The organism is Pseudoalteromonas sp. ND6B (genome assembly GCF_000764215.1).
GTDB lineage: Bacteria > Pseudomonadota > Gammaproteobacteria > Enterobacterales > Alteromonadaceae > Pseudoalteromonas > Pseudoalteromonas tetraodonis.
In genome coordinates this window covers 45,983-68,898 of the sequence record NZ_JQFL01000028.1, presented here as the reverse complement: position 1 = coordinate 68,898, position 22,916 = coordinate 45,983, and the positions used below count along the sequence as shown (strand labels likewise).

Here is a 22,916-nt window from a genome sequence, read left to right as displayed (position 1 = left end):
CTGTTTACTGTTTGTATGGTCACCATAAATCATGAATATCATTTAATAAAGATGAGAGGTTACTTTTCAAATAGTTCACTCAAGGACTGTGGTTTATGGATAGCATAACCTTGAACGTAATCGACTCCCATTTGTTTTAAGATAGACTTAATTTGCTCGGTTTCGACAAATTCAGCAATTGTCTTCATCCCCATAATTTGACCTATTTCATTAATAGCTTTAACCATAGCATGATCTATTGGGTCACTTGCGATATCTTTAACGAAAATGCCATCAATTTTTAGGTAATCAACTTTAAGATTTTTAAGGTACCCAAATGATGATAACCCACTACCAAAATCATCAAGTGCGAAACGACATCCAAAATTTTTCAGCTTATTAATAAACTTTCCTGCAAGCTCTAAATTTGAAATAGCTGCCGTCTCTGTAATTTCAAAACAAATTTTATGACTGTTTACCCCTAGCGTTTGTAGTTGCTCAATAATAAAATCAAGAAAACTCTCATCAGTCAGCGATTGCCCTGAAAGATTAATAGAAACAAAGTTAATATTTTTAAGAAAAGCAGCGTTACGAACAATTAAACTAAAGGCGTTTTTAACAACCCATCTGTCCACTTTTACAATTAAATGATAACGCTCGGCTGCGGGTAAAAATGCACCAGGCGATATAACATTATCATGCTCATCAATCATTCTTAGTAACAGTTCGTAATGTTTATTTGAATCACTGGTCAGCGGTTCAATTGCTTGCGCATACAGGCGAAAGCTGTCTTCATCAATCGCGTATTGAATACGGTTTACCCACAGCATTTCACTTTGCCTTTGTACCAATTCTTTATCGTTTTCATAATGTACGTGAATACGATTTCGCCCTTTATCCTTTGCAATGTAGCAGGCAACATCGGCTACTTTTAACACTTCGATAAAGTCGAGTGCTTTTTCTGTAATTTGCATTAGCCCTATACTGGCACCAATACGAAAACTTCGCCCTTCCCATATAAATTGAAAGTCCTCAATAGCGCTTTGAATAGAGAGTGTTATGCGGTGCGCATCACTAAACGAGCAATCCTCCATTAAAATAGCAAATTCATCTCCGCCAAGGCGCGCCACTATGTCTGATTGCCGAACAGCTTTTTCCAGAATAAAACTAAGTTGGCGAAGTAATTCATCACCCGCTGAGTGACCGCAAGTATCGTTTACAACTTTAAATTGATCGAGATCCATATAACATAAAGCATGAACAGGCCGGTTATGAGCAGGAACAGCAAGTAGTAGCTCTGTTCGACGTTTAAACTCTCTGCGATTTAGCAACCCCGTTAGTGAGTCATGAGTAGACTGATAACTGAGTTTTTCCTCTGATTTTTTTCGTGCTGTAATATCAATATGAGTACCGACTAAACGGGTGATCTCCCCTTCTTCACTTTCAACCATGAAAGAACGAGATAAAATATTGATATAATGGCCGTCTTTATGGCGCATTCTAAATTCGACTTCATATTTTTTTATTTTCGCATCTATAAAAGATTGGATCTGCGCAAGCGTTTGTTCTAGGTCGTCAGGGTGTAATAAGCCTTCCCAGGTTGAGAAATGATCAACCAGCTCGTCCTCTGCATAACCTAACATTGATTTCCAGCGGGGTGAGTAATACATTTTATCGTTGGCTATATCCCAATCCCATAAGCCATCATTTGCGCCTTGCATAGCTAAACTCAAACGCTCTTCATTGGCTAGCGCTTTTTCTTTTTCGAGAATAAGTTCTTTATGTTGCTGCTCTAATGAAAGAGTCATTTGCGTCAATGAGTCAGATAATATATTTATTTTACTATTTGCCTGCGTTAAATCAGTAATATCGTAAAAAATCACCAAATACATTTGCTCAAAATCGGTTAAGGGCGCACAGCTGGCAAGCACGGTTCGTTGTGCACCATTTTTGCAATGTACATCTAACTTTATAGGTTCAAAGTCGGTATTTGTTTTTTTTGCTCGCTCAGTGTTTTTTTCCCATGAACTGATCACCCATTCACGGTATTTAGGGTTTGGGTAGGCTTTGGGCCACCAATCATTTAGTGTGGGAATATCGCTAAGTTTATAACCATAAAGCCTTGTAAACATGGGGTTTACATTAATAATATTTCCATATACGTCATTTAATGCAAAAGGCAAAGGCGAGGAATTAAAAATATTTAAAAAGATATGGCTTTGGGCTGAGCTTGTTTCTAGCTCAGATATTCGAGAATGTGCGATAGCTAATTCAGACTGAAGTTGCTCAATGCTATTCATTTATGCTTCCCAAGAATATAAATATCATAAAAAACCTGTAGTCAGGTTTATGCGTAAAACTGGCGAATAAATGCAACATTTAAATAGCATTTTGCGATGAAATTATTATACAGATTCAAACGAGTGTTTAGTTGAGCATTGATAGTAGGCATTAAAACGGATTTAAGCAACTTATCATAATTATTAGGTAGTTATACGATGTTGCAACGTAAAATTATCACGCCTATTTTATAAAAATAACCATGCTATATTCAGGTATGAGAGATGGTTAAGCGCTCATCTAAATACAATAAATTTACTTGTGCTTATTACTCTATCCGAATAATCATTATGATATTGAACTATAATTGGTTTAAGGGAATTTTAAGGTAGCTTATGCCGTTATCTTCAGCGGGAGGTGGGTTGCCAGCTCTAATATTCATTTGAATAGCAGGTAAAATTAAGCGAGGCATAGGTAATTCTTCGTCACGGCTATCGCGCATTTCAACAAACTGCTCTTTGCTTATTTTAGTCTTTACATGAATATTTGTTTCTTTTTGTTCTTTTACTGTGACCGCAAAACGGTGATTTCGTTTTTCAGTCGGATAATCATGGCATACATAAATTGTTGCCTCATCGGGCATCAAGAGTAGTTTCTGGATTGAATCGTATAATGTTTCAGAGCTACCACCAGGAAAGTCGCACCTTGCAGTGCCTACGTCAGGCATAAAAATCGTATCACCAACAAAAATGGCCTCTTCATTTATAATGTAAACTAAGTCGGCGGGTGTATGCCCCGGTGTGTGCATTACTCGTATTGATAACTGGCCAACATTAAAACTATCTCCATCTTTTAATAGTCGGTCAAAATCAGCCCCATTGGGTAAAAATTCTTTTTCAAGATGAAATAGCGCCTTAAAGCTTTGTTGTACCGTTTTGATATGTTCACCTATGGCGATTTTAGCGCCAAAGTGTTTTTTAAAATAAGGAGCTGCAGAGATATGATCGGCATGAGCATGTGTTTCGAGAACCCACTCTAATGAAAGAGAATGGCTTTGAAGGTACTCGCCGATTTTTTTGGCGCCTGATTCACAGCTGCGACCTGATTTATAATCAAAATTTAAAACGGGATCAATCAAGATTGCTTGCTGAGAGTTACTATCAGAAACAACATAACTAAAGGTTTCGCTATCGTCATCAAGAAATGCGTGAACATGAAATTTACTGTGCATAATATTCTCCAATAAGTCTGAACTCATCACTTGAATTAATAAAAATGACCGGAAGCAATAATATAAACGTTGGTAAAGGCTATGAAGATATTAGCGATTTAATTATTAAATAAAAAGGGCTAGCAAATGCTAACCCTCAAAGTAAATATTATTTATTATCAACAATAATACGTAACATACGACGCAGTGGCTCTGCTGCGCCCCATAAAAGCTGATCGCCTACGGTAAAGGCACTGATATATTTTGGCCCCATGGCGAGTTTGCGAATACGGCCAACAGGTATACTTAACGTACCGGTTACTTTAACTGGGGTTAAGTCGGTACTGGTAATGTCACGCTCATTAGGAATTACTTTAACCCACTCATTGTGCGAGGCTAAAATTTCTTCTATTTTTTCTACGCTAATGTCTTCACGTAATTTAATGGTCATCGCTTGGCTATGACAACGCATTGCACCAATGCGTACACATAAACCATCAATAGGCACAGGTTGTTTAGATGAGCCTAAGATTTTGTTGGCTTCAACTTGCGCTTTCCACTCTTCTTTAGATTGACCGCTTGGCATAGGCACATCAATCCATGGGATTAAGCTACCCGCCAGTGGCACACCAAACTGGTCTTGTGGCAAATCGCTTGATGCCATTTTTTCGCTGACTATTTTATCAATTTCTAAAATAGCTGAACTTGGGTTATCTAGTTGCTGTGAAACACTTGCATGAATAGCCCCCATTTGAGCTATGAGTTCTTTCATATTGCGTGCACCCGCGCCCGATGCTGCTTGGTAAGTCATTGGGCTTACCCATTCGATTAGGTCTTGCTCAAATAAACCACCCAGCGCTAGTAGCATAAGTGAAACCGTGCAGTTACCACCTACAAAGGTTTTAACGCCTTGCTCTAGCCCTTGTTCAATGACATCTTTGTTAACAGGGTCAAGTACGATAATACTGTCGTCACTCATACGCAGTGCAGAGGCTGCATCTATCCAATAGCCATCCCAACCTGATTCACGTAATTTTGGATACACCGCATTGGTATAATCGCCACCCTGACAGGTAACAATAATGTCCATTTTTGCAAGCTCAGAAATATCGCTGGCATCTAAAAGCGGTTTAGCTGCACCCGCTAAATCAGGGCCAAGTTGGCCGGTTTGTGAGGTGGTAAAAAAAGTGGTGTCGATATGAGCAAAATCATTTTCTTGTTGCATACGCTCTAGTAATACAGAGCCAACCATGCCCCGCCATCCGACTAATCCTACTTTTTTCATTGTTTGTTCCACTGTTTGAGTCATAAGAAATACCTAATTCATTAAAAATTAAAATTCATTGCGTGAGATTTAATTTTTAGAACAGTTAATCTAGCACCCTATACCCTGCAAAACTAGTCAATAACAGCTAACTTAAAATTATTTCATATGCTTTTTTTAATTCTGAAATTAATAACGGCACAAAAAAAGCCCTACACAAGGTAGGGCAATTATTGTAAGTTTTTATATTCGCCTTCCTAGGCTATTTTGAATTAGAACTGATATTTGTACTCAACAGAGAACTCAGTCCCTTTTTCTTTTGAGCGAGTTAGCGTACCAGCAGATTCAATTTCTGATTTTTGCCCCAAAATATTAAGCACTTTAAACTTAATACTTGAGTTAAAATCAGGGTAGTAAGTATAATTCAAATCAACTGAGTGGAATGGCTGTTCCATCCAATCATCTTGCCCTTCTATACCAGGGATAATAATACGCTCACCAAATACGTTATAAACCAATGTTGCAGCATGTTCACCTGATGGTGCATCATAGCCAAGCTGCATATTCACAACATATTTAGAATGTCCCGTTAAACGACGTTTAGTATTAGTGATCGCCGCAGATACACCAGTTTGATCAACAATAGCTTGACGGTCTAGGTTTATCTCAGAATCACTGAGTGTAACATTACCACTCATAAATACATCTTGCCAAAAACCACCTAAGAAAGTGAAATCTTTAAGATAATCAAACTCAACGCCGGCAACATAGCCATCTTCAGCATTGGCAATACGTACAAGTGGCGGTCCATCTTGAGAAGGAGATTGCACCGACTCAATTGGATCAATCATGTCTTTATAAAACAGACCAACAGAGAAGTTTTCACCAGTATCAAAGTAGTTTTCCCAGCGGAAATCGTAATTTTTGATTTGCGTTGTACGTAATCCAGGCGTACCGCCAACAGGATATTCAGTTAACGGATCAATGTAAGTAGATTCAGATATCTCACGTAAATCAGGACGTACAACCGTTTCACCGTAGCTTAAACGCCATTGTGTTTGGTCGTCCTGAATATAAGTGAATGCAAGCGCACCATAAATATCATCTTCTTGAAACGCTAAGTTACCTAAATCATCATAATCGATTGAAGGATCTAAGCCACCAGTAAACGGGTCAAGTGGCACTGACACTTGCCTGAAATCTTCCCAACGTAAGCCACCTGTCAAACGCCATTTATTATTGAAGAAAAAATCAGCTTCAAAATAATAAGCATCTGTTTTTTGTGCTGAGCGGTAATCATCACCTGCAAACGTTGTATCATTAAGTATGGGTAGATTTAGTTCTGCGTTAGCTATTGCATCATCAGAAAGAATCGTATTCAGCTCATTGCCATTTAAATCAAGGTCTTTAAATGCGCGAGTGTTTATGTCAAAGCGACGATTCGAAGCTGAGCGCTCTTTAGAGACATAATCAGCACCTGATTTTAATTCTATATCCAAACCATCTAACATGATTGGAAAAGTAAAATTAAACCCGTAGTTTTCTACTTCATCATTAAGATCTTGGAATGTATAACGAGCAGCCGTTGTGGCATTGGTTAATGCGATTTCATTAACTAAATCATAATTACCATCTTCGTTTGCATCATTAACAATGAACCGCGTCTGCATATTTCCTGGTGCATAACGGTTTGAGCGGCCGTTTGAGTATTTCCAATCAAAACCTGCATAGTTAAGAAAATCGAATGTATGCATACCTTTGATTTGGTTAACTATTAACTCTCTTTCTTCATAACTTACATCATATGAGCGTATACGCTTGTTATCTGACTGGTTATTATTTTCATCAATACCTAGGCGATCACGAATTTTATCTTCGGTGTCGCGTAAAATCAGCGTACTTAGGTCAATGCGATGAGCATTATTATACTCAATACCAAAGTTAACCATTCCAGACATTTTTACATTATGCTCAGTGGCAGTGATTTGGTCGTAACCACGCACCATAGCAGCACTGTTCTCACCTAAACGGAAGTCTTCGCCTTGGTACTCTTCGCCAACAAAATATTTGTTATCATAGCTAACCGCTGATAAAAAGCCGTAACGCCAATCACCTGACTCAAAACTATTACCCAGTGTTGCTGTAAACTTAGTATTGGGGTTTACACTTGTTGCTTGCGGGTCATAATCACGGTTTAAATCAAGTGCTAAAGCACGACTTTGCTCTGGTGTGAGATCATCTAATGATTGCCCAGAGTTATAAATATCCATGATTGAATCTGGTATTTCACGGGTGCCATCATCAACACCATACCAGTCGTTCGAGCCGCCATTGTACTCAATGCCATCATCAAAGTTATTGGTGTTATACCCAAGCTGACCTGATACATCAAAAACAAATTGGTCTGGAATGCTTTTTAAGCGTATATCCACATTACCACCACCAAAAGAGGCTGGCATAGAAGGAGAATAAGACTTTTGCACAGACAAACTTTCAATAATTCCTGATGGAAATAAATCAAGCGGGATCACTGAGCGAGTCGGATCAGGACTAGGTACAGCAGCACCATTTAGCTGAGTACTGGAATAGCGCTCACCTAAACCGCGTACATAAATAAATTTACCATCGACTAAGGTTAAACCCGTTACACGGCGTAACGCAGATGCTGCATCACTATCACCACTACGGGAAATTTGCTCAGCCCCCATAATATCAGCAACAAATGCTTGTTGTTTTCGCTCTTCAAGCACAGCTGTTGCAGTGCCTTTTAAGCGACTTGCGCTAACCACAACTTCTTCAAGTACAGCCTCATCTTCGGCTTCAGCAGCATGTGCTGAAACGCTTAAACTACATAAAATTGCTGCGGAAAGTGTGGATAAGCAAAACTTTTTAGAAAACTGTTTCATGTTTACCTCTATCTGAAATAAGTTACAGAAAGTGTTAAAAAAGGTGCTAGTACTACGTGCTAGCACCCATTCTTACTGTGTTATTCCAGACCTACTGTCCAGCCAGCTGTCCAGTCATTATCACTCGATACAGCACCAATGTGTGATGTAGTATCGAAGAAGCTATCTACAGCGTTTACATCTGTAGGAGTTGTTGTATCAATAGTATAGATACCATTAACTACGTCAGTTTGTCCTGATGCGACTAAGTTACCTAACGTCGCTGTCCACCAGTTTTCTACGCTAAAATCAACACCACTTGGGTCTTTGAAGTTCTCAGAACAGGCGATAACCGATGACTTAATCATTAAGGTGCCATCTTGTGCATTTTTAACTGTTTCACTTTCAGTAAATATTGGTGCACCATTTTCATCTACTGGAATACCTTCAACCTCTAAACACTCACCCATGCCTACTGGCCCTGTTACTATCGTGTTATAGATTTGCGCACCCGTTCCTTCACGGAAGTACATACCTTCACCATCATCTTCACCTTTAAAGGTATTTCCAATAATGGTTAAGTTAGCAATCATTGGGTTTGATTTAGGCATTTTAGATGGTGTTTTACCGTCATTATCGGCTTCTATACCACGGTTAGCATCTGAGTTATCTGCAGCTTGCTTAACAAGGATGTGCTGAAGCTTACCTTGGAAACCATTATCCCAATCGATGCTGTCATCTTGAATACTAGTTAGCACAAGGTATTTAGCCTGAACATTACCACCAAAGAACTCAACACCGTCATCAGCATTTTGATGCACTTGTAAATACTCAACAGTAGTACCAGAACCCACAGCACCAAACGTAATGCCGTTGATTTCGTTACCAATAGATAATTGATAACCACCGTTCATAACGCGAACATATCGTAATGTACCAGAGTTATCAGCTGTATCAGTACCACCAAAAACTGCACCCGCTTCAACACCTTCAACTTGTAGCGCACACTCGCCTGTTTCTGGACATTTATTAGATGGTGCATTACCTAATAGAACTAAACCGCCCCATTGACCTGCAGCTGTTGCTTGACCAGCAACATCTTGTCTTGAGGTAAACGAAATCGGCTTATCTTTAGTACCGTTGGCGTCAATTTTAGAGCCACGGCTAATGACAATATAATCTTTACCGTTACGACCATAAACAGTAACGCCAGGCTCAACAGTTAGAGTTGCAGAGTCAGCATTATCGTTACCAACGAAAACAGCGCCATCAACTGCGTATAAGTTACCCGCTGTTAATGTTAAGTCTGACGTTATACGGCCTGATATTTCACATGTTGTCGTTACGTTATCCGCTGGTGAAATCGAAGTCGTACCTGCAGGACAACCTGCAACTGCAGCAGGTGCAGTCACTTCACCACCACCATAACCAAATGCCCAACCTTGACGCCAATCATCAGAATCATTCAAAGCACCAATAAAATCAACGGTATCAAAGAATGCATCAACAGTATTAGCAACATCTTGGCCGGCACCTAATAAAGGTGAACCTGCTATTGGTTGGCCATTAACACCAAGCATAGGTTTGTCGTTAATAACGTTGCCTGTTTGATTAGTAAACCAAGTTTCAAGTTCTAGTAACGTAGAACCATCTGCACCCTTAGGATTTTTGAAGTTTTCGCCATTAGTACAAGACATGAAGGTATTTTGCATTAAAATTGTGCCATCATTAGCATTATTAACGGTTTCGCTGTCTGAAAATAATGCATTACCGTCCTTATCTACCGCGATCCCTTCTATTTCTAAACATTCACCCATTTCATCAGAACCGGTGATCACAGTATTATACAAATGCAATCCGGTACCTTCACGTAAGTAGATGCCTTCAGCTTCATCTTCACCTTTAAAGTTATTACCAATAATGGTTAAGTTAGAAATGATAGGTAATGATTTAGGTTCTTTTGAAGGCGTTTTTCCGTCATTATCAGCTTCAATACCGCGGTTAGCGTCCGTTGAGTTTTTATCTTGCTCAACATACACAAACTGCATTTTACCTTGGTAGCCGTTATCCCAATCGACACTGTCATCGTCGATGCTCGTTAAAACAACATGTTTTAAGTTTACTGCACCACCAAAGAACTCAACACCATCATCAGAGTTATTATGTACTTGTAAGTAATCAACGGTTGTGCCAGAACCTACGGCACCAAAAGTAATACCGTTTAGCTCATTACCCGTTGATAGTTCATAACCGGCGTTTTTAACAACAACATATTTTAAAGTACCAGAGCTATCCGCATTATCAGTACCACCAAATACGGCACCAGCTTCAACACCTTCAACTTGCAGTGCGCAATCACCTTCAGCTGGGCATTTATTTGAAATACCATTACCTAGTAAAACCATGCCGCCCCATTGACCAGCAGCCGTTGCTTCACCCATTACATCTTGTTTTGATGTAAAGATAATTGGATCGTTTTTAGTCCCTGTTGCTTCAATTTTTGAATCACGACTTACTACTAAGTAGTCTGAACCATTATTACCAAATACCACAGCACCAGGTTCAATTGTAAGGGTTGCACTGTCTGCTTTATCTTTACCAACAAACACTGCACCATCAAGTGCCCAGAAAGCATCTGTTGTTAATGTAATATCTTCAGTAATTTCACCAGAAAGCACTTGAACGGTCACATCACGTCCTAAAGCAGTAGAAACTTCAGTAGAAAGACTTTGGCTATATTCACCTGGAAGATCAGTTGTCACTGGTGGTGTAGTTGGATCCGTAGGTGTAGGTGGTGTTACTGTTTCTTCAACATTAATGTTAATATCACCACCGCCACAACCAGCGAGTGTAATTGCAGAAGCCAAAAGGCTGACCTTAAATAAACCAGATAATTTCATTGTTCACTCCGTTAAGATATTTAATTATTTTATTAGCGCATTAAGTAATAACTTAAGTCACTTTAAGGCACGATACTCATGCATTAAGGTCACTTGAGTTATCGAATACGAAGTACAATACGGGAGTGATATGACAATGAAGTTACACTTTAATAAACATAAAATGACAATGTTAATTAATTAAAAATCAATTGGTTGCTTTAAAAGCGCGCGCAAAAAAACCACACAAACTAAATGTTAGTGTGGTTTGAGTAGTGCAATTATGAAATGGTTTTTAGTGCGTCAATTAAGAACTAATAATCGCACTATAAAAATTAAAGCAGTGCTGTTTTTAATGTTTGCGCATGCACTTTTTCGCGTTTTACATATTTGATCCATTGCTGGGCTAAACGTTGCGACTTTTTGTGCTTTTCGGCTTGTTCAAACGCAAGGATAGACGCATCAAAATTTTGTAAATTGTATTGCGCCATCCCTAAAGCAACAAACGCATTTGATTCAAAATCAAGGCCGCCTTTATCCAGTGCCATTCGCGCTGCATCGGCAGCTTCGTCATACTGCTCTGTGTTTACATACACTTCAGCCAAGCGCTGATCGTATTTACCATGCTCTGAACGCACTGCAGCTTTGGTAAAGTAACTTATCGACTTAGTATCTTCTTTGGCTTGTATCATGGCCTCGGCTACAAACGCATAATTTTTAGCTGTTGGTTCAGCAATCCCCTGCTCTATTGCTTTACTCATTACACTGGCCGCTTTATAAGCAAGCTGATTATATAAATACACCTGCGCAAGCTGCCTTAGGTCAGATTTAGAGGTTAAAAATCCTTGCTGGTAAGCAGCCTCTAAAACACTGAGCTGCTGTTTTTCTTGACCTGTCTCACCGTACATACCGGCTAATTGCACCCAATACTCAGGTTTGTTATACAGTTTTACCATGCGCTCAAGTACGCTCACTACTTTATCGGTTTGGTTAAGTGAGTAATACATAGCGCGTTGCAGTACCAGCCAGTTTTCTTTGGGTACTTTACCTTCACTATCACTTAAGTTAATGGCTTGAGTAATGTAACTCAGGCCTTGCTCATAGTCTTTTAATTGATAGTAGGTTTGCGCCCTTAATAAATAATAGGCGTCGGTTTTAGGCTTAGTGTTTATGACGTCCCATTTGTCTAAAAATGCAATCACCTTTTTATAGTCACTGTTAGCCATAGCAAGCTGCGCTAGGCTAAATGTCGTGCTCAAACGCAGTGTTTCTGGAATGCCATCTTCGCCAATCACTTTTTCAAATGAGGCAATCGCTTTTACTAGATCATTTTCATTGTAATAAATAAACCCATAAAAGTTATGCATCATCGCAATTTCATAAGAATTCATACTTGATGAGCGCGCTTGTATGCTGTCAAGCGCAGCCAAGCCCGCTTTACTGTCGCCATCATCCGCTAATTTTTGGGCGCGAGCTAATTGGCTGTATACTTTTTCACGCAGTGCGGGCACTCGTGTTGTTTTTTGCTGTTCAGCGGCCTGTACTGTCGCCAAGTTTATACCCGGAAATACACTCAATGCACTTGGTGTAACAACGCTGGCACTGATTGCAACAGTGCACAACATACTCAGCTTTAATAGCTTGGTTGTTAGTTTTAATTTCATAATTGCCTCACGTTCACTCTTTACTTACTTAACAGAATTAACCATTAATTTGAAAAGAAATTTTATTTTGCACACCGGCTACTTCAACAGCTTCGCCATTAACAACGCGCGGTTTATATTTAAACTTAAGGGCCGCATCCATCGCTGCTCTGTCAAACAGTGACTCTGGCTCGGCTTTAATAACTTGTGGCTCTTTCACTGTGCCTTGCTTGGTCACTGTAAACTCAACAATGACATACCCTTCAATACCACGCGACAAAGCACGCCTTGGGTATACCGGTGCCACTTTTACTATCGGTAAATACTCACCATCACTGGTTTCTAATGCTAATCCACCCGCTAGATTTACATCAGCATCGACATTGGCAGCAAAATCAAAGTTGTTGCTAGCAGCGTTGTTATCGCTACTTTGCATTTGTGGCGATTCCATTGGCGGTGGCGGCTCTTTAGGTGTTGGTGGCTTTTGTGGTTTACGCTCCTTTTTTTGTACCGTTTCTTCTTTTTTCAAACGGACAAAATCTAATACATTCCCTTTTGCAGGCTCCGTCATGGCGCCTTCTCCGCCGGTGATCAATGCCTGCATACCTAAAAACAGCATAAAGGTCACCACACCCGCTATAATTAACGCAAGTACATAACGCATCACTCGTTACCCTTCTTGAGCCGCTATTGAAACATCAAATACACCCGCTGCACGCGAGGCATCCATCACTTTTATCAAGGTTTCTGTGGTGGCTTTTTTATCGGCTTGAATAACCACACTGCCTTGTGGATTTTCAGCTTTTAAACGTTCAATGTTGGCTTGTACAGCACGTACATCTATTTGATGTTTATTGATCCAAATTTCGCCTTGATCTGAAATGGCCACTAATATGTTAGCCCGCTCTTTTTTAACTGCGGTTGCCGCTTCTGGGCGGTTTACATCAATACCCGCTTCTTTAACAAACGAGGCTGTCACGATAAAGAAAATAAGCATAATAAATACAACATCCAGCATAGGGGTCATGTTTATTTCTTCTGCTTCGTCTTCTTGGAATAAATTACCTAATGGGGCTCTCATTTTATCTCTCCTGTAATAAAAAACGCGTTGCGCTTTTCTAATTATGCTTAATGATCCAAGACCATTGCGTCTTGCAATAGCTCAACTTCACGCTTTGCTTTACGTTGTAAATAGGTTGAGGCAAACACCCCAGATAACGCACCCACCATTCCCGCCATTGTGGGTATGGTTGCTTTTGACACACCCGATGCCATAGAACGTGCACTGCCTGTACCTGTAATGGCCATTACATCAAATACTTCTATCATCCCTGTAACCGTTCCAAGCAACCCTAAAAGTGGACACAGCGCCACCATCACATTAATCAGTGGTAAGTTTGCGTTTAATCGCATACTGGCGCGTGACACCATGGCTTGGCGTATTTGCTCTGCGTTCCAGCTGTTGCGTTCACTACGAGTTTTCCACGTATTTTTAACGTCTTTTTTGTAGTGTCGATAGCCATTAAAAAAGTACATAAATCGCTCGAGTATCAATAACCACATCGCGAAAATTAACACGGCAATGACCAAGAGAACTTGGCCACCCGTGTCGAGAAAATCACGGATAGCATTGATTGAATCAATCAATAGCACCATGGTTTAAGCTCCTTTCTCACTTCGCTCGGCAATAATACCTGCACTTTGTTCTTGTAAAATAAGCAGTAAGCCTTTTGAGCGAGTATTCAATAAGGTGTATAAAAACACCGTTGGAATGGCAACAACAAGGCCTAATACCGTAGTAACCAGGGCTTGCGAAATACCGCCTGCCATTAGTTTAGGGTCGCCAGTGCCGAATAAAGTAATTGCTTGGAAGGTATTGATCATCCCAGTTACCGTACCGAGTAAGCCCAGCAATGGCGCTACCACAGAGATAATTTTAATAAGCGTTAAATTACGGGTGATTTTTGGCATTTCGCGTAAAATGGCTTCGCTTAACTTAAGTTCAAGCGTGTCGTAGGCCACATTTGGGTATTGATCTTTCACTTTCATGACGCGCCCTAACGGGTTGTCATCACGGGGTGTATCGTCTTTTAATTGACGACGGATTTTTCCACCCATCAGCATGAGCGATACAAAACGCTCTAGCGCAATTAATAACGCTAATAAACCAACGCCTAAAATAACGTAACCGACCGCACCACCTTGGTGAACTTGCTCGCTGGTATCAGGGGCTTGTACTAACAAACCTAAAATTGAGCCGCCTGTTGGGTCAAGCGCAAACGGTACAACACCCGTGTTTGTTTGCTGCAAATCAGACGCAGTCGCAGTAAAGCGGCTACTTGGTTGGCGAGTAAGCTGGCTAATGGTATTGGTGGCCGGTGTATACTCTAAGTACTGACCGTCACTAATAAGGTTAAATGCACCCACACGTACCACTTCTTTTTGTACTCTATTGCCACCGTCAACAATTACATCAGTACTGAAGCGGCTTACTTTTCCTTGTTCGGTCATTTCGCGTTGTAGCTCAAACCAAACCTTTTCTATATCTTCAATAGACGCAAGCTTTGAAGTTGAACCCATTTTTTGCGCCAATTCATCCATAAAAGTACTACGTCCAGGTAACTGTGCCGTTACCACAGAGGTCGCAAACTTGTTACTTGAATCGCCAGCGACTTGTTGTAGCACACCAAATAGCTCTTTTAATGAACCCATACGCTTTGATAAGGTATCAGTTAGATTAGCCAATTTAATTTCGTTTTCTTCAAATTGCGTCTCTAAACGCTCTGACTCGCTAAGCATTTGGTTACGTTTAGCTTGGGTGTTTTTAAGCATTTGCACTTGTTCTTTTTGGCGTGCTGCAAATTCTTGTTCACGTTGTTTATTTTGCTCTGATTGCGCTGATTTACCCTGCTCTAAGGTTTTTAATAAGGCATCTAAATTCATCGGCTCAGCGGCAATGCTGGTGCCCACAAAGCTTAAGCTGGCTGCAAACACGGCCATTTTTGTCATTTTCGTTAATAATTTCATGGTAAACCTCTTATTCTGCAGCGTGAATTGGCAGTGTTAACATATCGGGGGCAAGTTGTTTGCGAGCAATGCGAAGCCCTTTATTAATTTGACTTATGGTTGAGTCTGGTAGTGCAACAAACGAATGTGACTGCTGATCCCAACTACCGGCTTGTTTACCATCGCGGGTAAGGTAAATTAGCTCTAAACGACCAATCCGTAGAAAATCGACTTCGCGTTCTTTATTGTCCACATCAAGTAATGCGGTATACGCTTCAATAGTACGTCCGTAGTCAACCTCAACTTGGTAAGCTTCTAAAACACGGCGGAATTTTTCACTTGATGAAATATCAGCGCGTTCCATCATTGCATTTAATGATTCAAGACGCTGCTTTCGCTCTTGCTTTAAAAACGGCACGTCTAAGGCAACAAACTGTTCAAGCCCAGTGATCATACGAAGCATTAAAGGGGTTATTTGGCGCTCAATAATCGATACTTGATCCATCGATAAATTAAGCGATTCCATCTCTTCTATTTGATTATTTAACTGTTTTGTAAGCTGTGCGTTATAAACGGCTAAACCATCTATTTCTTTATTTAGGGTTTTGAATTGCTGTAAACGCCCTTGCATTGAATCTGCAATCTTGTCTATTTTTGTTTGTGATTGCGCAGCTAAATTATTAATTTCGCTGCTTTTATCAATTACCGTGTTTAAATCATTGGCGTGGACTGCTGCACTTGCGGCTACAATACCAGCTAAAATTAATGGTTTAACGCCTTTCATCGTATACACCTTTGCTCGTTAATTAGCGGATTTGCTAGTGTTTATTAATCGCTTTATCTTGTTTACAAAAAAACAATTTAAAGCGAGATAGTTTCAATGAGCGAAAGTGTATAGATTAAAAATGACAAGCGTGTTGCGTAAAAAAGTCGATTTTATGACAGCGGTAATAAATTAGCCTTATTGGCTTATTTTACAATTCAGGGGTGAAAGTAGTGGGATTAAGTTTACAGGTAGGATTGTATTTCAATCAGGGTTTGTCGCCAATCTGTGTAGTTAATAGCAATAGGGTAAGCGCGATTGTTATGTATTAATACTAACGACGGAAAACCTTGAATAGGTAAACTACGAACATAGTTAAGCTCATCATCAAAGCGACGCTCCAGTTCATTTGAGTGAAGTAACTGTGCAAATAAATGGGCGTCTAAACCAATTTTTTCGCTTAGTTTAATTAAAACCGCTTCATCCGATGGGTTTTGTGCCTGTAAATAATATGCCTGCTGTATTGCCGCTATCATCTGTGGTTCTTTGTTGAAACTGCGAGCAATTAAAGCGGCCCTGCAAGAGGGATAGGTAGAACGGCGAGCTTGGCAGTCTCGCCAAAAATCAAAATTAAACTCTGTGCCTAACTGGCTACTAATTTTTTGCCATATGGCTTGTAGTTGCAACTGCATATCCTGACTCATTGGCAAGTCAGTATCTGCAGCTAAACCACCCACTCTGTACTCAATGGGAAGTTTGTTTGCCAAGGCAGCCTCAAGCGCATGCCAAGTCGGTGCATAACCCCAGCACCAGCTACACATAGGGTCGTGTACATATATCAATTTACTCTGAGGCGTGTTGATCATGTACAGATACCACCTTATTTCTACCTTGCGCCTTAGCGCTGTATAAATACTGATCCGCTTGCTTTAACGCATTATTATAATCATCTACACTGTTAGCCTGAGCAATACCCATACTACACGTTAATGATACTCGCTGATGTTTGTCGGTTAGCATCACATGGTTTTGCACACATTCTCTAAAACGGTTGGCCAAAATGCTGGCCTCAAGGGTTGTTTGTTGCGGTAAAATAACCACAAACTCTTCGCCGCCATAACGTGCTTTAAGCGCTGTTGCAGGAAACTGAGACTCTAATAACTTAGTAAATTCAATTAAAACCGTATCACCAAAATCATGTCCGTAGGTGTCGTTTAATTGTTTAAACTTATCTAAATCAATGAGTAAAATAGACAGCGGCAAATAATGTTCTGGCCTTGAAGCAGCGAGCTTTAAAAAATGTGAGGTAATAAAGCGACGATTAGGCGCCCCGGTAAGCTGATCGGTATGAGCATGCTGTTTTTGCTCTAAGGTGATATCAGCAATGGCAAGGTGGCTTCGGTGACGAAAATACTCACCGATAAAAGAAAAGACCAACACCAGCGAAAATGCAGCAACAAAACGGGTCTTTTCTACCGCGCCATAAATAACTTGCCCCATATCAGGGCCATACAACATAACAATACAGCTCAATAACATGGCACTGCTTAACCAGGCGCCAAACTTCACACCCAGTATGGCAAATACAGCAACGGGATAAAACATTAGCCAATATAAAGCAGTGTTTTCTTTACCGCCGGTGTATACCAAAGCTAAGCACATCACAAATACAATCACTAAAGTGATGAGGGCGATTGCATCAATCTGCTTTGTTTTCATAAAATAAATAATACACCCTACAATCGTTACGTTAACCACAATTAACGCAATAGTAAGGATTGGTGCATACACTTGATGATTGGCAATTACTAAATAGGTAATTAACAGCAAGGCAATCGCTATCATGGTAAATAACGAAAATACTTGGCGTTGTTTATCAAAGCTATAAACGCTGTCAATAGTGATTAAATTGAGCCAGCTTGGCTTATTTATTTTTGTTTTACTGATCATACTTTGAATTTTTTAACCATGCGCTCTAAGTCACTAAATTGATGCTTAAGTTTGGTACACTCTTCCAAAGTAAGATTTAGGTTTGATTGGCCTTGAGTCGATAAGTCGCTGATAACGTGAATATCACTATGTAATGACTTAACCACTTGGTTTTGCTCATCCGTAGCATTAGCGACACTATGATTGGCGTCGGTTATTTGCTTTATCGCGCTGATTATTTGTTTCATTACATCGCCAACCGCATCCGCTTGCTGAACACTTTTTTCACTTTCTTCTAAACTGGTTTTCATAAGCTCAACCGCAGAGCTTGAGCCTTTTTGCAATTCAATGACGGTATTTTCTATTTCTTGCGTTGATTGCTGAGTACGCTGTGCTAGTTGCCTTACTTCATCAGCAACAACCGCAAACCCTCTTCCCGCTTCGCCAGCACGTGCCGCTTCTATCGCCGCATTTAAAGCCAGCAAATTGGTTTGCTCACTCACCCCTTTTATTACTGCCAGTACATTTCCTATATTAGCGGTATGCGAGTCTAAACTATTTATGGTTTCTTGCGCTTGCTCTATATTTTGTGACAGTTGATGAATACTTGAAACGTTGTTTGTTAAGGTCTGTTGATTCTTAGCACAGTATTGATCTGCATCTTTGGCAAGTGTCGAGGCATTACTGGCGCTGGTTGAAATTTCTGTTGAGGTGGCTGAAAACTGGTTGATTGCCGATGCCACACTATTGGTGCGCTCACTTTGGTCGTCATACATAGTTAATGTTGAGTCTGTTTGCGTGACCAATTTAGCGACTGCCGTTTCCAGTAACTGCGTTGAAGATTTAACCTGAATTATTGAATTTTGGATTTTTTCTATAAAAATATTAAACGAATTGCTCAATTGACCAAATTCGTCATCATTTTCAACGCTTAACCGACAGGTTAAATCGCCTTCACCTTGTGCTATATCTCTAATGGCATCATTGAGACGATACATAGGGCGCATCAAATAACGCAGTAAAAATTCCAGTGACGCAACAATCACTAAAATACCAATAATTAAAAATACAATTGCCTTTTGACCAAACGAAGAAACACTTGAATACGCTTTATCTTTATTAACTACTACACCTAGATACCAATCAACGTTTTCAATACCACGAATTTTAGTAAAGGATACCAGCGAGGTTTCATCGGCTACTTGATACTCGGTGAATTCTCTTGCTAACGGTGCATTTTTACCAATTAAGTCAGCGACTGTTTTTGAATTTAATTTGCTATCAGGGTGACTTAATATTTGCCCTTTATTATCAAGCAAAAAACCATAACCGAGTCCTAAAAAATCAATATCTCCAATAATTTCAGCGATGGTTTGCATATCAATATCTGCCCCCGCTACCCCTTTAAATTGACTATTACTATTAATAGGGACAACGGCTGAAATTGTCAGTTCGTTGGTCGTCACATCGATATAAGGCGTTGTAAAAGCCGTTGTTGTTTTATTTTCTACTAATTTATACCAAGGACGACTTGTCGCATCAAAATCGCTGGGGAGCACAACACTTTGATCATTTAAAATAAACGTACCCGATGATTTACCTATGTAGGTATTTTTAAAATCCCCCGCAAGCTCAGCGGTATTTAATTGCGAAAGCGTTAAAGACTTCGCATCGTCATCTTGGTATGTTTTTGCGATAGAGATCACAATCGCTAATTTATTATTTAGCCAGCTTGCAATATTTTTAGAGACAGACTCAGAGTTTTGCTCTAGTACCAGCGATAACTGCTCTTGAGTTTGATGCCGCATTGAAAAATAATTATTTATGGTGAAAACACCTAACACTAAAACTAACACTAATGATGCAGCAATGGTGATTTTGGAGGTGAATTTAAGCGAGCTAAACATAAGTACCTTAAGTATTAATCATTATTATCAGTGTCTTTTTAACAAATTTTTAACTGAATGTCTTAGCAAATATGACTTCAATGAAATTAAAGAACAAAAATAATAATAAATAATTAGTTCTTTCAAGGATGACTTTGCCACAGTGCGTTTAATTTTTAGACTAGCAGAGCCTAGATAAATAAGTGTTTAAAAGCACTATGGGGATAAATTTTATCCCCATAGTAACGCTTTATCTAAATTATTCATCTTGTTGGCACTGGCTTGTGATCGGTAATTGCCGAAGTACCTTCATCTGTGGATCAACAATAATATGATCAACAGGTTTAGCTTTAATGGTAATGACTCCTTCAATTGGTGTATAAACTTGAAGCTGGCCATTAATTGAAATGGGTACTGGCATTTTAAAAGGCGTCGCATCTTTTTCACTTTTGCTCCAATATAAATTGGCCACGTTATTTTGACGTTCCATGGTTAGTGTTGGCAATGCAGCTTGTTTTAAATACACATCAAATAGCCAGTTATAGTCTTTTTTTGTAATGCGATTAACAATATCAATAAACTGCTGCGTGTTGCGATATCGCGATTGAATTGGGTAACTGAGACTTTGCGTGTCGCTACTCCCGTAGATTAACTCGCGTGTTGCTTGCCAAAATAACTCATCACCAATTAACCAACGCAAAGTGTGTAATGTCCAGCCTCCTTTACCATAAATATCTGAGTTAAAAGCTTCTTTTGAGCTTAACTCCCCTTCTTTAACAATAGGTTGGCAGTTTTTTATCCCTAAATAGGCTTTATACATTGCGTGGTTATAAGCGGCCTCACCAAAGGTATATAAACTGTAAGACGGTTGCATGTAAAAGCCAAAACCTTCATGTAACCACGCATCATTCAATTGCTCATGGGTCATTAAATTACCAAACCACTCATGCGCTAATTCATGCTGAATAAGCCAATCATAACCACTAGGGTCGCGAGTGTACCCTTTGCCATAAGCATTTATCGTTTGATGTTCCATGCCTAAATGAGGCGTTTCTACAAAGCCAAGTTTTTGTTGCCCCCAAGGATATGGACCTAACACAGATTCAAAAAATGCCATTTGTTGATAAACATCGTTGGTGAGCAAATTACTGGCTTTTTGCCTATTTTCAGGTAACACCCAAAATTCCACAGGAATGTCAGTACCATTTATACTGGTATATTGCTGTTGAACACGCTCAAATGGGCCAATATTCAGCGCAATGTTGTAATCACTCGCAGGCTCAGATAAAAACCAATCAAACTCGGTAGTCTTGTTTTGTAATACAGTTACATTTTTTAGTACCCCGTTACTGGCAACATACAATCCAGTGGGTACCGTTACCCGTATACGCATACTATCGGCTTTGTCACTAAAGTGATCTTTACAAGGCCAAAATAAATCACAGCCCTCACCTTGCACCGCTGTTGCTATCCAAGGTTTACCATCGTTTGTTTCACTAAATACAAAACCACCACTCCATGGAGGGTTAAGCGCAATATGTGGCTTGCCTGAATAGTTAATGGCAACTTCAACCACTTCTCCCGGGTATTTTTTTTCATATAAGTTAATCGTGATCACACCACGAGAATGGATAAAGTCGGCTTTCTTATCAGCAACTGTTACTGTGTTTATACTAAAGCGACTATCGAGTTTTAGTTCAATTTGCTGAGTTTCTTTAACGACCCGAAATACTGTTTTCCCTGTGCCGGCTATCTGCTTTTCTTCTGGAAAAACGGCTAACTTAAGATCATAGAAAATAACATCGGTTGATTGAGCCACGCTAGATAATGGTTGACCAGTATTAGCAACGAGGGGATCTAATTTTGCAGGTTTGCTGGTGCAGGCACTGAGTATATATATCAATGTAACAACCAAGTAACACCTAATCACATGGTGCAAGAACAACATAAATAATAAGCTCTTATAATTATAATTTTTTAATATAATTACATAGTTTTACATTTATAGTGTTTAAAAAAGACGAATTGCTTATTTTTTAAGTTAAATAGTTACTTTATTTTACATTTAGCAAGGGATAAACCTTAAACAGCAAATATGTTTAAGGTTGTTTTTGCCATTTCATTTTATTATTGGTATCGCGTGAAGTGATAATGGTTTCATCACTACTTTGAATACCGCCAAGCTTGGCGAGTCGGTCATAAAGAACAACATTACAGGTTGCTGCTAAATTCATACAGCCTATGGTTGGAATATAAACAACTTCATCACACCACTTTAAAACGTCTTTTGGCACTGAACCATCCTCTGGACCAAACACATAAAATGCGTTTTCAGGGTGGGTAAACTCAGGCAAGGGAGTCGCCCCTTCTATTAGCTCTATGACCACCACTTTAGCGCCTTCAGGCTTACATGATGCTAAGTTATCAGTGGCGGTTAATGGAATACGTTGCACTACATTTTTAGTATCGGTATGAAATTTTTGTGCGTTTAAATAACGGTTACCAGTAAAAAAAACCTGCTGTGCGTCATAACAGCCTGCGGCGCGTAATACGCCCCCCACGTTGGTCGGGCTTTTTGGATTAATTAAACCAATACTTGCTTGTAATTTACTCATTAATTGCAATCCTTGGTTGGCCACTCGGCTATATACAAATCAAAATCTTCTAGCTTTACGTCACAGTCTTTTACGGTTTTATCTTTAACAGAAATGTTTAGCTCGTGCATTTTAGTTTTATCGCCGTTATTAAGTAACGGATGCCACGTTGCTAAACCACGCCCTTCGTGAAGACGGCGATAGCTGCAGCTTTGCGGCATAAAGAAAATGTCTTTGAGGTTTTCTTTGGTAAGCTTAACGCAAGAAGGCACTAGGGTTTGGCGGTTCTCGTATTCACTACAACCACAGGTAGTATTATCAAGGTATTGGCAAACAATATTGGTAAATATCAGTTGCTCACCTTCTCTTAGCTGATCGGTGGCGGTAAAGTCATCTTCGTCTTCGCTGTCAATAAAGGTGTTTAAACAACACTTTCCGCATCCGTCACAAATGGCTTCCCATTCTTGCTGGTTCATTTCATTGAGACTTTTGCTAAGCCAAAATTGAGTTTTTGCTAATTGTTGATCAAACATGGTGTTCTCGCGCCTTTTAAGAGCGCGCATTCTAACGTATTGCAACAAAGCGCGCAAAGCCAATC

17 protein-coding genes are annotated in these 22,916 nt (G+C 39.7%); all 17 read right to left on the bottom strand.

The genetic code is table 11. The features are described from left to right. Positions 1 to 59: 59 nt before the first annotated feature. Positions 60 to 2,279 (bottom strand): bifunctional diguanylate cyclase/phosphodiesterase, encoded by a 2,220-nt coding sequence (locus tag ND6B_RS12040; protein WP_033103163.1) that lies wholly within the window; start codon positions 2,277 to 2,279, stop codon positions 60 to 62. A 341-nt stretch (positions 2,280 to 2,620) separates the two neighbouring features. Continuing rightward, positions 2,621 to 3,490 (bottom strand): MBL fold metallo-hydrolase, encoded by an 870-nt coding sequence (locus ND6B_RS12045; protein WP_033103162.1) that lies wholly within the window; start codon positions 3,488 to 3,490, stop codon positions 2,621 to 2,623. A 148-nt stretch (positions 3,491 to 3,638) separates the two neighbouring features. Then, positions 3,639 to 4,778, bottom strand: coding sequence for an aspartate-semialdehyde dehydrogenase (gene asd, locus ND6B_RS12050; RefSeq protein ID WP_033103161.1), 1,140 nt, complete (start codon positions 4,776 to 4,778; stop codon positions 3,639 to 3,641). Positions 4,779 to 5,005: 227 nt separating this feature from the next. Beyond that, entirely contained in the window at positions 5,006 to 7,639 is a 2,634-nt protein-coding gene (locus tag ND6B_RS12055; RefSeq protein ID WP_033103160.1) for a TonB-dependent receptor domain-containing protein, read from the bottom strand. Positions 7,640 to 7,719: 80 nt separating this feature from the next. Further along, positions 7,720 to 10,518: a hypothetical protein gene (locus tag ND6B_RS12060; RefSeq protein WP_033103159.1), complete on the bottom strand. Its 2,799-nt coding sequence runs from the start codon at positions 10,516 to 10,518 to the stop codon at positions 7,720 to 7,722. 314 nt (positions 10,519 to 10,832) lie between these two features. Beyond that, positions 10,833 to 12,161 (bottom strand): tetratricopeptide repeat protein, encoded by a 1,329-nt coding sequence (locus ND6B_RS12065; protein ID WP_033103158.1) that lies wholly within the window; start codon positions 12,159 to 12,161, stop codon positions 10,833 to 10,835. 37 nt (positions 12,162 to 12,198) lie between these two features. Continuing rightward, the gene (locus ND6B_RS12070) at positions 12,199 to 12,804 is read right to left on the bottom strand and encodes an energy transducer TonB (RefSeq protein ID WP_008111498.1); all 606 of its coding nucleotides are present in this window, start codon (positions 12,802 to 12,804) and stop codon (positions 12,199 to 12,201) included. A gap of 6 nt (positions 12,805 to 12,810) precedes the next feature. Then, a complete protein-coding gene (locus tag ND6B_RS12075) occupies positions 12,811 to 13,221 on the bottom strand; it encodes an ExbD/TolR family protein (RefSeq protein ID WP_033103157.1) in 411 nt (136 codons plus the stop codon). Positions 13,222 to 13,268: 47 nt separating this feature from the next. Next, complete coding sequence (locus ND6B_RS12080; RefSeq protein WP_033103156.1) at positions 13,269 to 13,796, bottom strand: MotA/TolQ/ExbB proton channel family protein; 528 nt, start codon at positions 13,794 to 13,796, stop codon at positions 13,269 to 13,271. 3 nt (positions 13,797 to 13,799) lie between these two features. Continuing rightward, positions 13,800 to 15,167 carry a MotA/TolQ/ExbB proton channel family protein gene (locus ND6B_RS12085; RefSeq protein ID WP_033103155.1) on the bottom strand — a complete coding sequence of 456 codons (1,368 nt, stop codon included), beginning with the start codon at positions 15,165 to 15,167 and terminating at the stop codon, positions 13,800 to 13,802. A gap of 10 nt (positions 15,168 to 15,177) precedes the next feature. Next, the gene (locus tag ND6B_RS12090; protein WP_033103154.1) at positions 15,178 to 15,930 is read right to left on the bottom strand and encodes a DUF3450 domain-containing protein; all 753 of its coding nucleotides are present in this window, start codon (positions 15,928 to 15,930) and stop codon (positions 15,178 to 15,180) included. A 224-nt stretch (positions 15,931 to 16,154) separates the two neighbouring features. Further along, on the bottom strand, positions 16,155 to 16,775 hold the full coding sequence (locus ND6B_RS12095; protein WP_033103153.1) for a DsbA family protein: 621 nt from the start codon (positions 16,773 to 16,775) through the stop codon (positions 16,155 to 16,157). After that, a complete protein-coding gene (locus ND6B_RS12100) occupies positions 16,753 to 17,859 on the bottom strand; it encodes a GGDEF domain-containing protein (RefSeq protein WP_033103152.1) in 1,107 nt (368 codons plus the stop codon). Before ND6B_RS12100 ends, ND6B_RS12095 begins: the two co-directional genes overlap by 23 nt. Next, positions 17,856 to 19,745 (bottom strand): methyl-accepting chemotaxis protein, encoded by a 1,890-nt coding sequence (locus ND6B_RS12105; RefSeq protein WP_033103151.1) that lies wholly within the window; start codon positions 19,743 to 19,745, stop codon positions 17,856 to 17,858. Before ND6B_RS12105 ends, ND6B_RS12100 begins: the two co-directional genes overlap by 4 nt. Before the next feature lie 238 nt (positions 19,746 to 19,983). Then, positions 19,984 to 21,627, bottom strand: coding sequence for a M1 family metallopeptidase (locus tag ND6B_RS12110; RefSeq protein WP_235420462.1), 1,644 nt, complete (start codon positions 21,625 to 21,627; stop codon positions 19,984 to 19,986). A gap of 196 nt (positions 21,628 to 21,823) precedes the next feature. Continuing rightward, positions 21,824 to 22,339, bottom strand: a complete 516-nt coding sequence (locus tag ND6B_RS12115) for an RNA methyltransferase (RefSeq protein WP_028834583.1) — start codon at positions 22,337 to 22,339, stop codon at positions 21,824 to 21,826. Continuing rightward, complete coding sequence (locus tag ND6B_RS12120) at positions 22,339 to 22,851, bottom strand: YcgN family cysteine cluster protein (RefSeq protein WP_033103149.1); 513 nt, start codon at positions 22,849 to 22,851, stop codon at positions 22,339 to 22,341. The genes ND6B_RS12115 and ND6B_RS12120 overlap by 1 nt, the downstream gene beginning before the upstream one ends. Positions 22,852 to 22,916 lie beyond the last annotated feature (65 nt).

Bases quoted from the DNA above. Each gene is read 5' to 3' on its own strand.
- ND6B_RS12040 (WP_033103163.1), bottom strand. From the start codon at position 2,279: ATGAATAGCATTGAGCAACTTCAGTCTGAATTAGCTATCGCACATTCT.
- ND6B_RS12045 (WP_033103162.1), bottom strand. From the start codon at position 3,490: ATGCACAGTAAATTTCATGTTCACGCATTTCTTGATGACGATAGCGAA.
- asd (WP_033103161.1), bottom strand. From the start codon at position 4,778: ATGACTCAAACAGTGGAACAAACAATGAAAAAAGTAGGATTAGTCGGA.
- ND6B_RS12055 (WP_033103160.1), bottom strand. From the start codon at position 7,639: ATGAAACAGTTTTCTAAAAAGTTTTGCTTATCCACACTTTCCGCAGCA.
- ND6B_RS12060 (WP_033103159.1), bottom strand. From the start codon at position 10,518: ATGAAATTATCTGGTTTATTTAAGGTCAGCCTTTTGGCTTCTGCAATT.
- ND6B_RS12065 (WP_033103158.1), bottom strand. From the start codon at position 12,161: ATGAAATTAAAACTAACAACCAAGCTATTAAAGCTGAGTATGTTGTGC.
- ND6B_RS12070 (WP_008111498.1), bottom strand. From the start codon at position 12,804: ATGCGTTATGTACTTGCGTTAATTATAGCGGGTGTGGTGACCTTTATG.
- ND6B_RS12075 (WP_033103157.1), bottom strand. From the start codon at position 13,221: ATGAGAGCCCCATTAGGTAATTTATTCCAAGAAGACGAAGCAGAAGAA.
- ND6B_RS12080 (WP_033103156.1), bottom strand. From the start codon at position 13,796: ATGGTGCTATTGATTGATTCAATCAATGCTATCCGTGATTTTCTCGAC.
- ND6B_RS12085 (WP_033103155.1), bottom strand. From the start codon at position 15,167: ATGAAATTATTAACGAAAATGACAAAAATGGCCGTGTTTGCAGCCAGC.
- ND6B_RS12090 (WP_033103154.1), bottom strand. From the start codon at position 15,930: ATGAAAGGCGTTAAACCATTAATTTTAGCTGGTATTGTAGCCGCAAGT.
- ND6B_RS12095 (WP_033103153.1), bottom strand. From the start codon at position 16,775: ATGATCAACACGCCTCAGAGTAAATTGATATATGTACACGACCCTATG.
- ND6B_RS12100 (WP_033103152.1), bottom strand. From the start codon at position 17,859: ATGATCAGTAAAACAAAAATAAATAAGCCAAGCTGGCTCAATTTAATC.
- ND6B_RS12105 (WP_033103151.1), bottom strand. From the start codon at position 19,745: ATGTTTAGCTCGCTTAAATTCACCTCCAAAATCACCATTGCTGCATCA.
- ND6B_RS12115 (WP_028834583.1), bottom strand. From the start codon at position 22,339: ATGAGTAAATTACAAGCAAGTATTGGTTTAATTAATCCAAAAAGCCCG.
- ND6B_RS12120 (WP_033103149.1), bottom strand. From the start codon at position 22,851: ATGTTTGATCAACAATTAGCAAAAACTCAATTTTGGCTTAGCAAAAGT.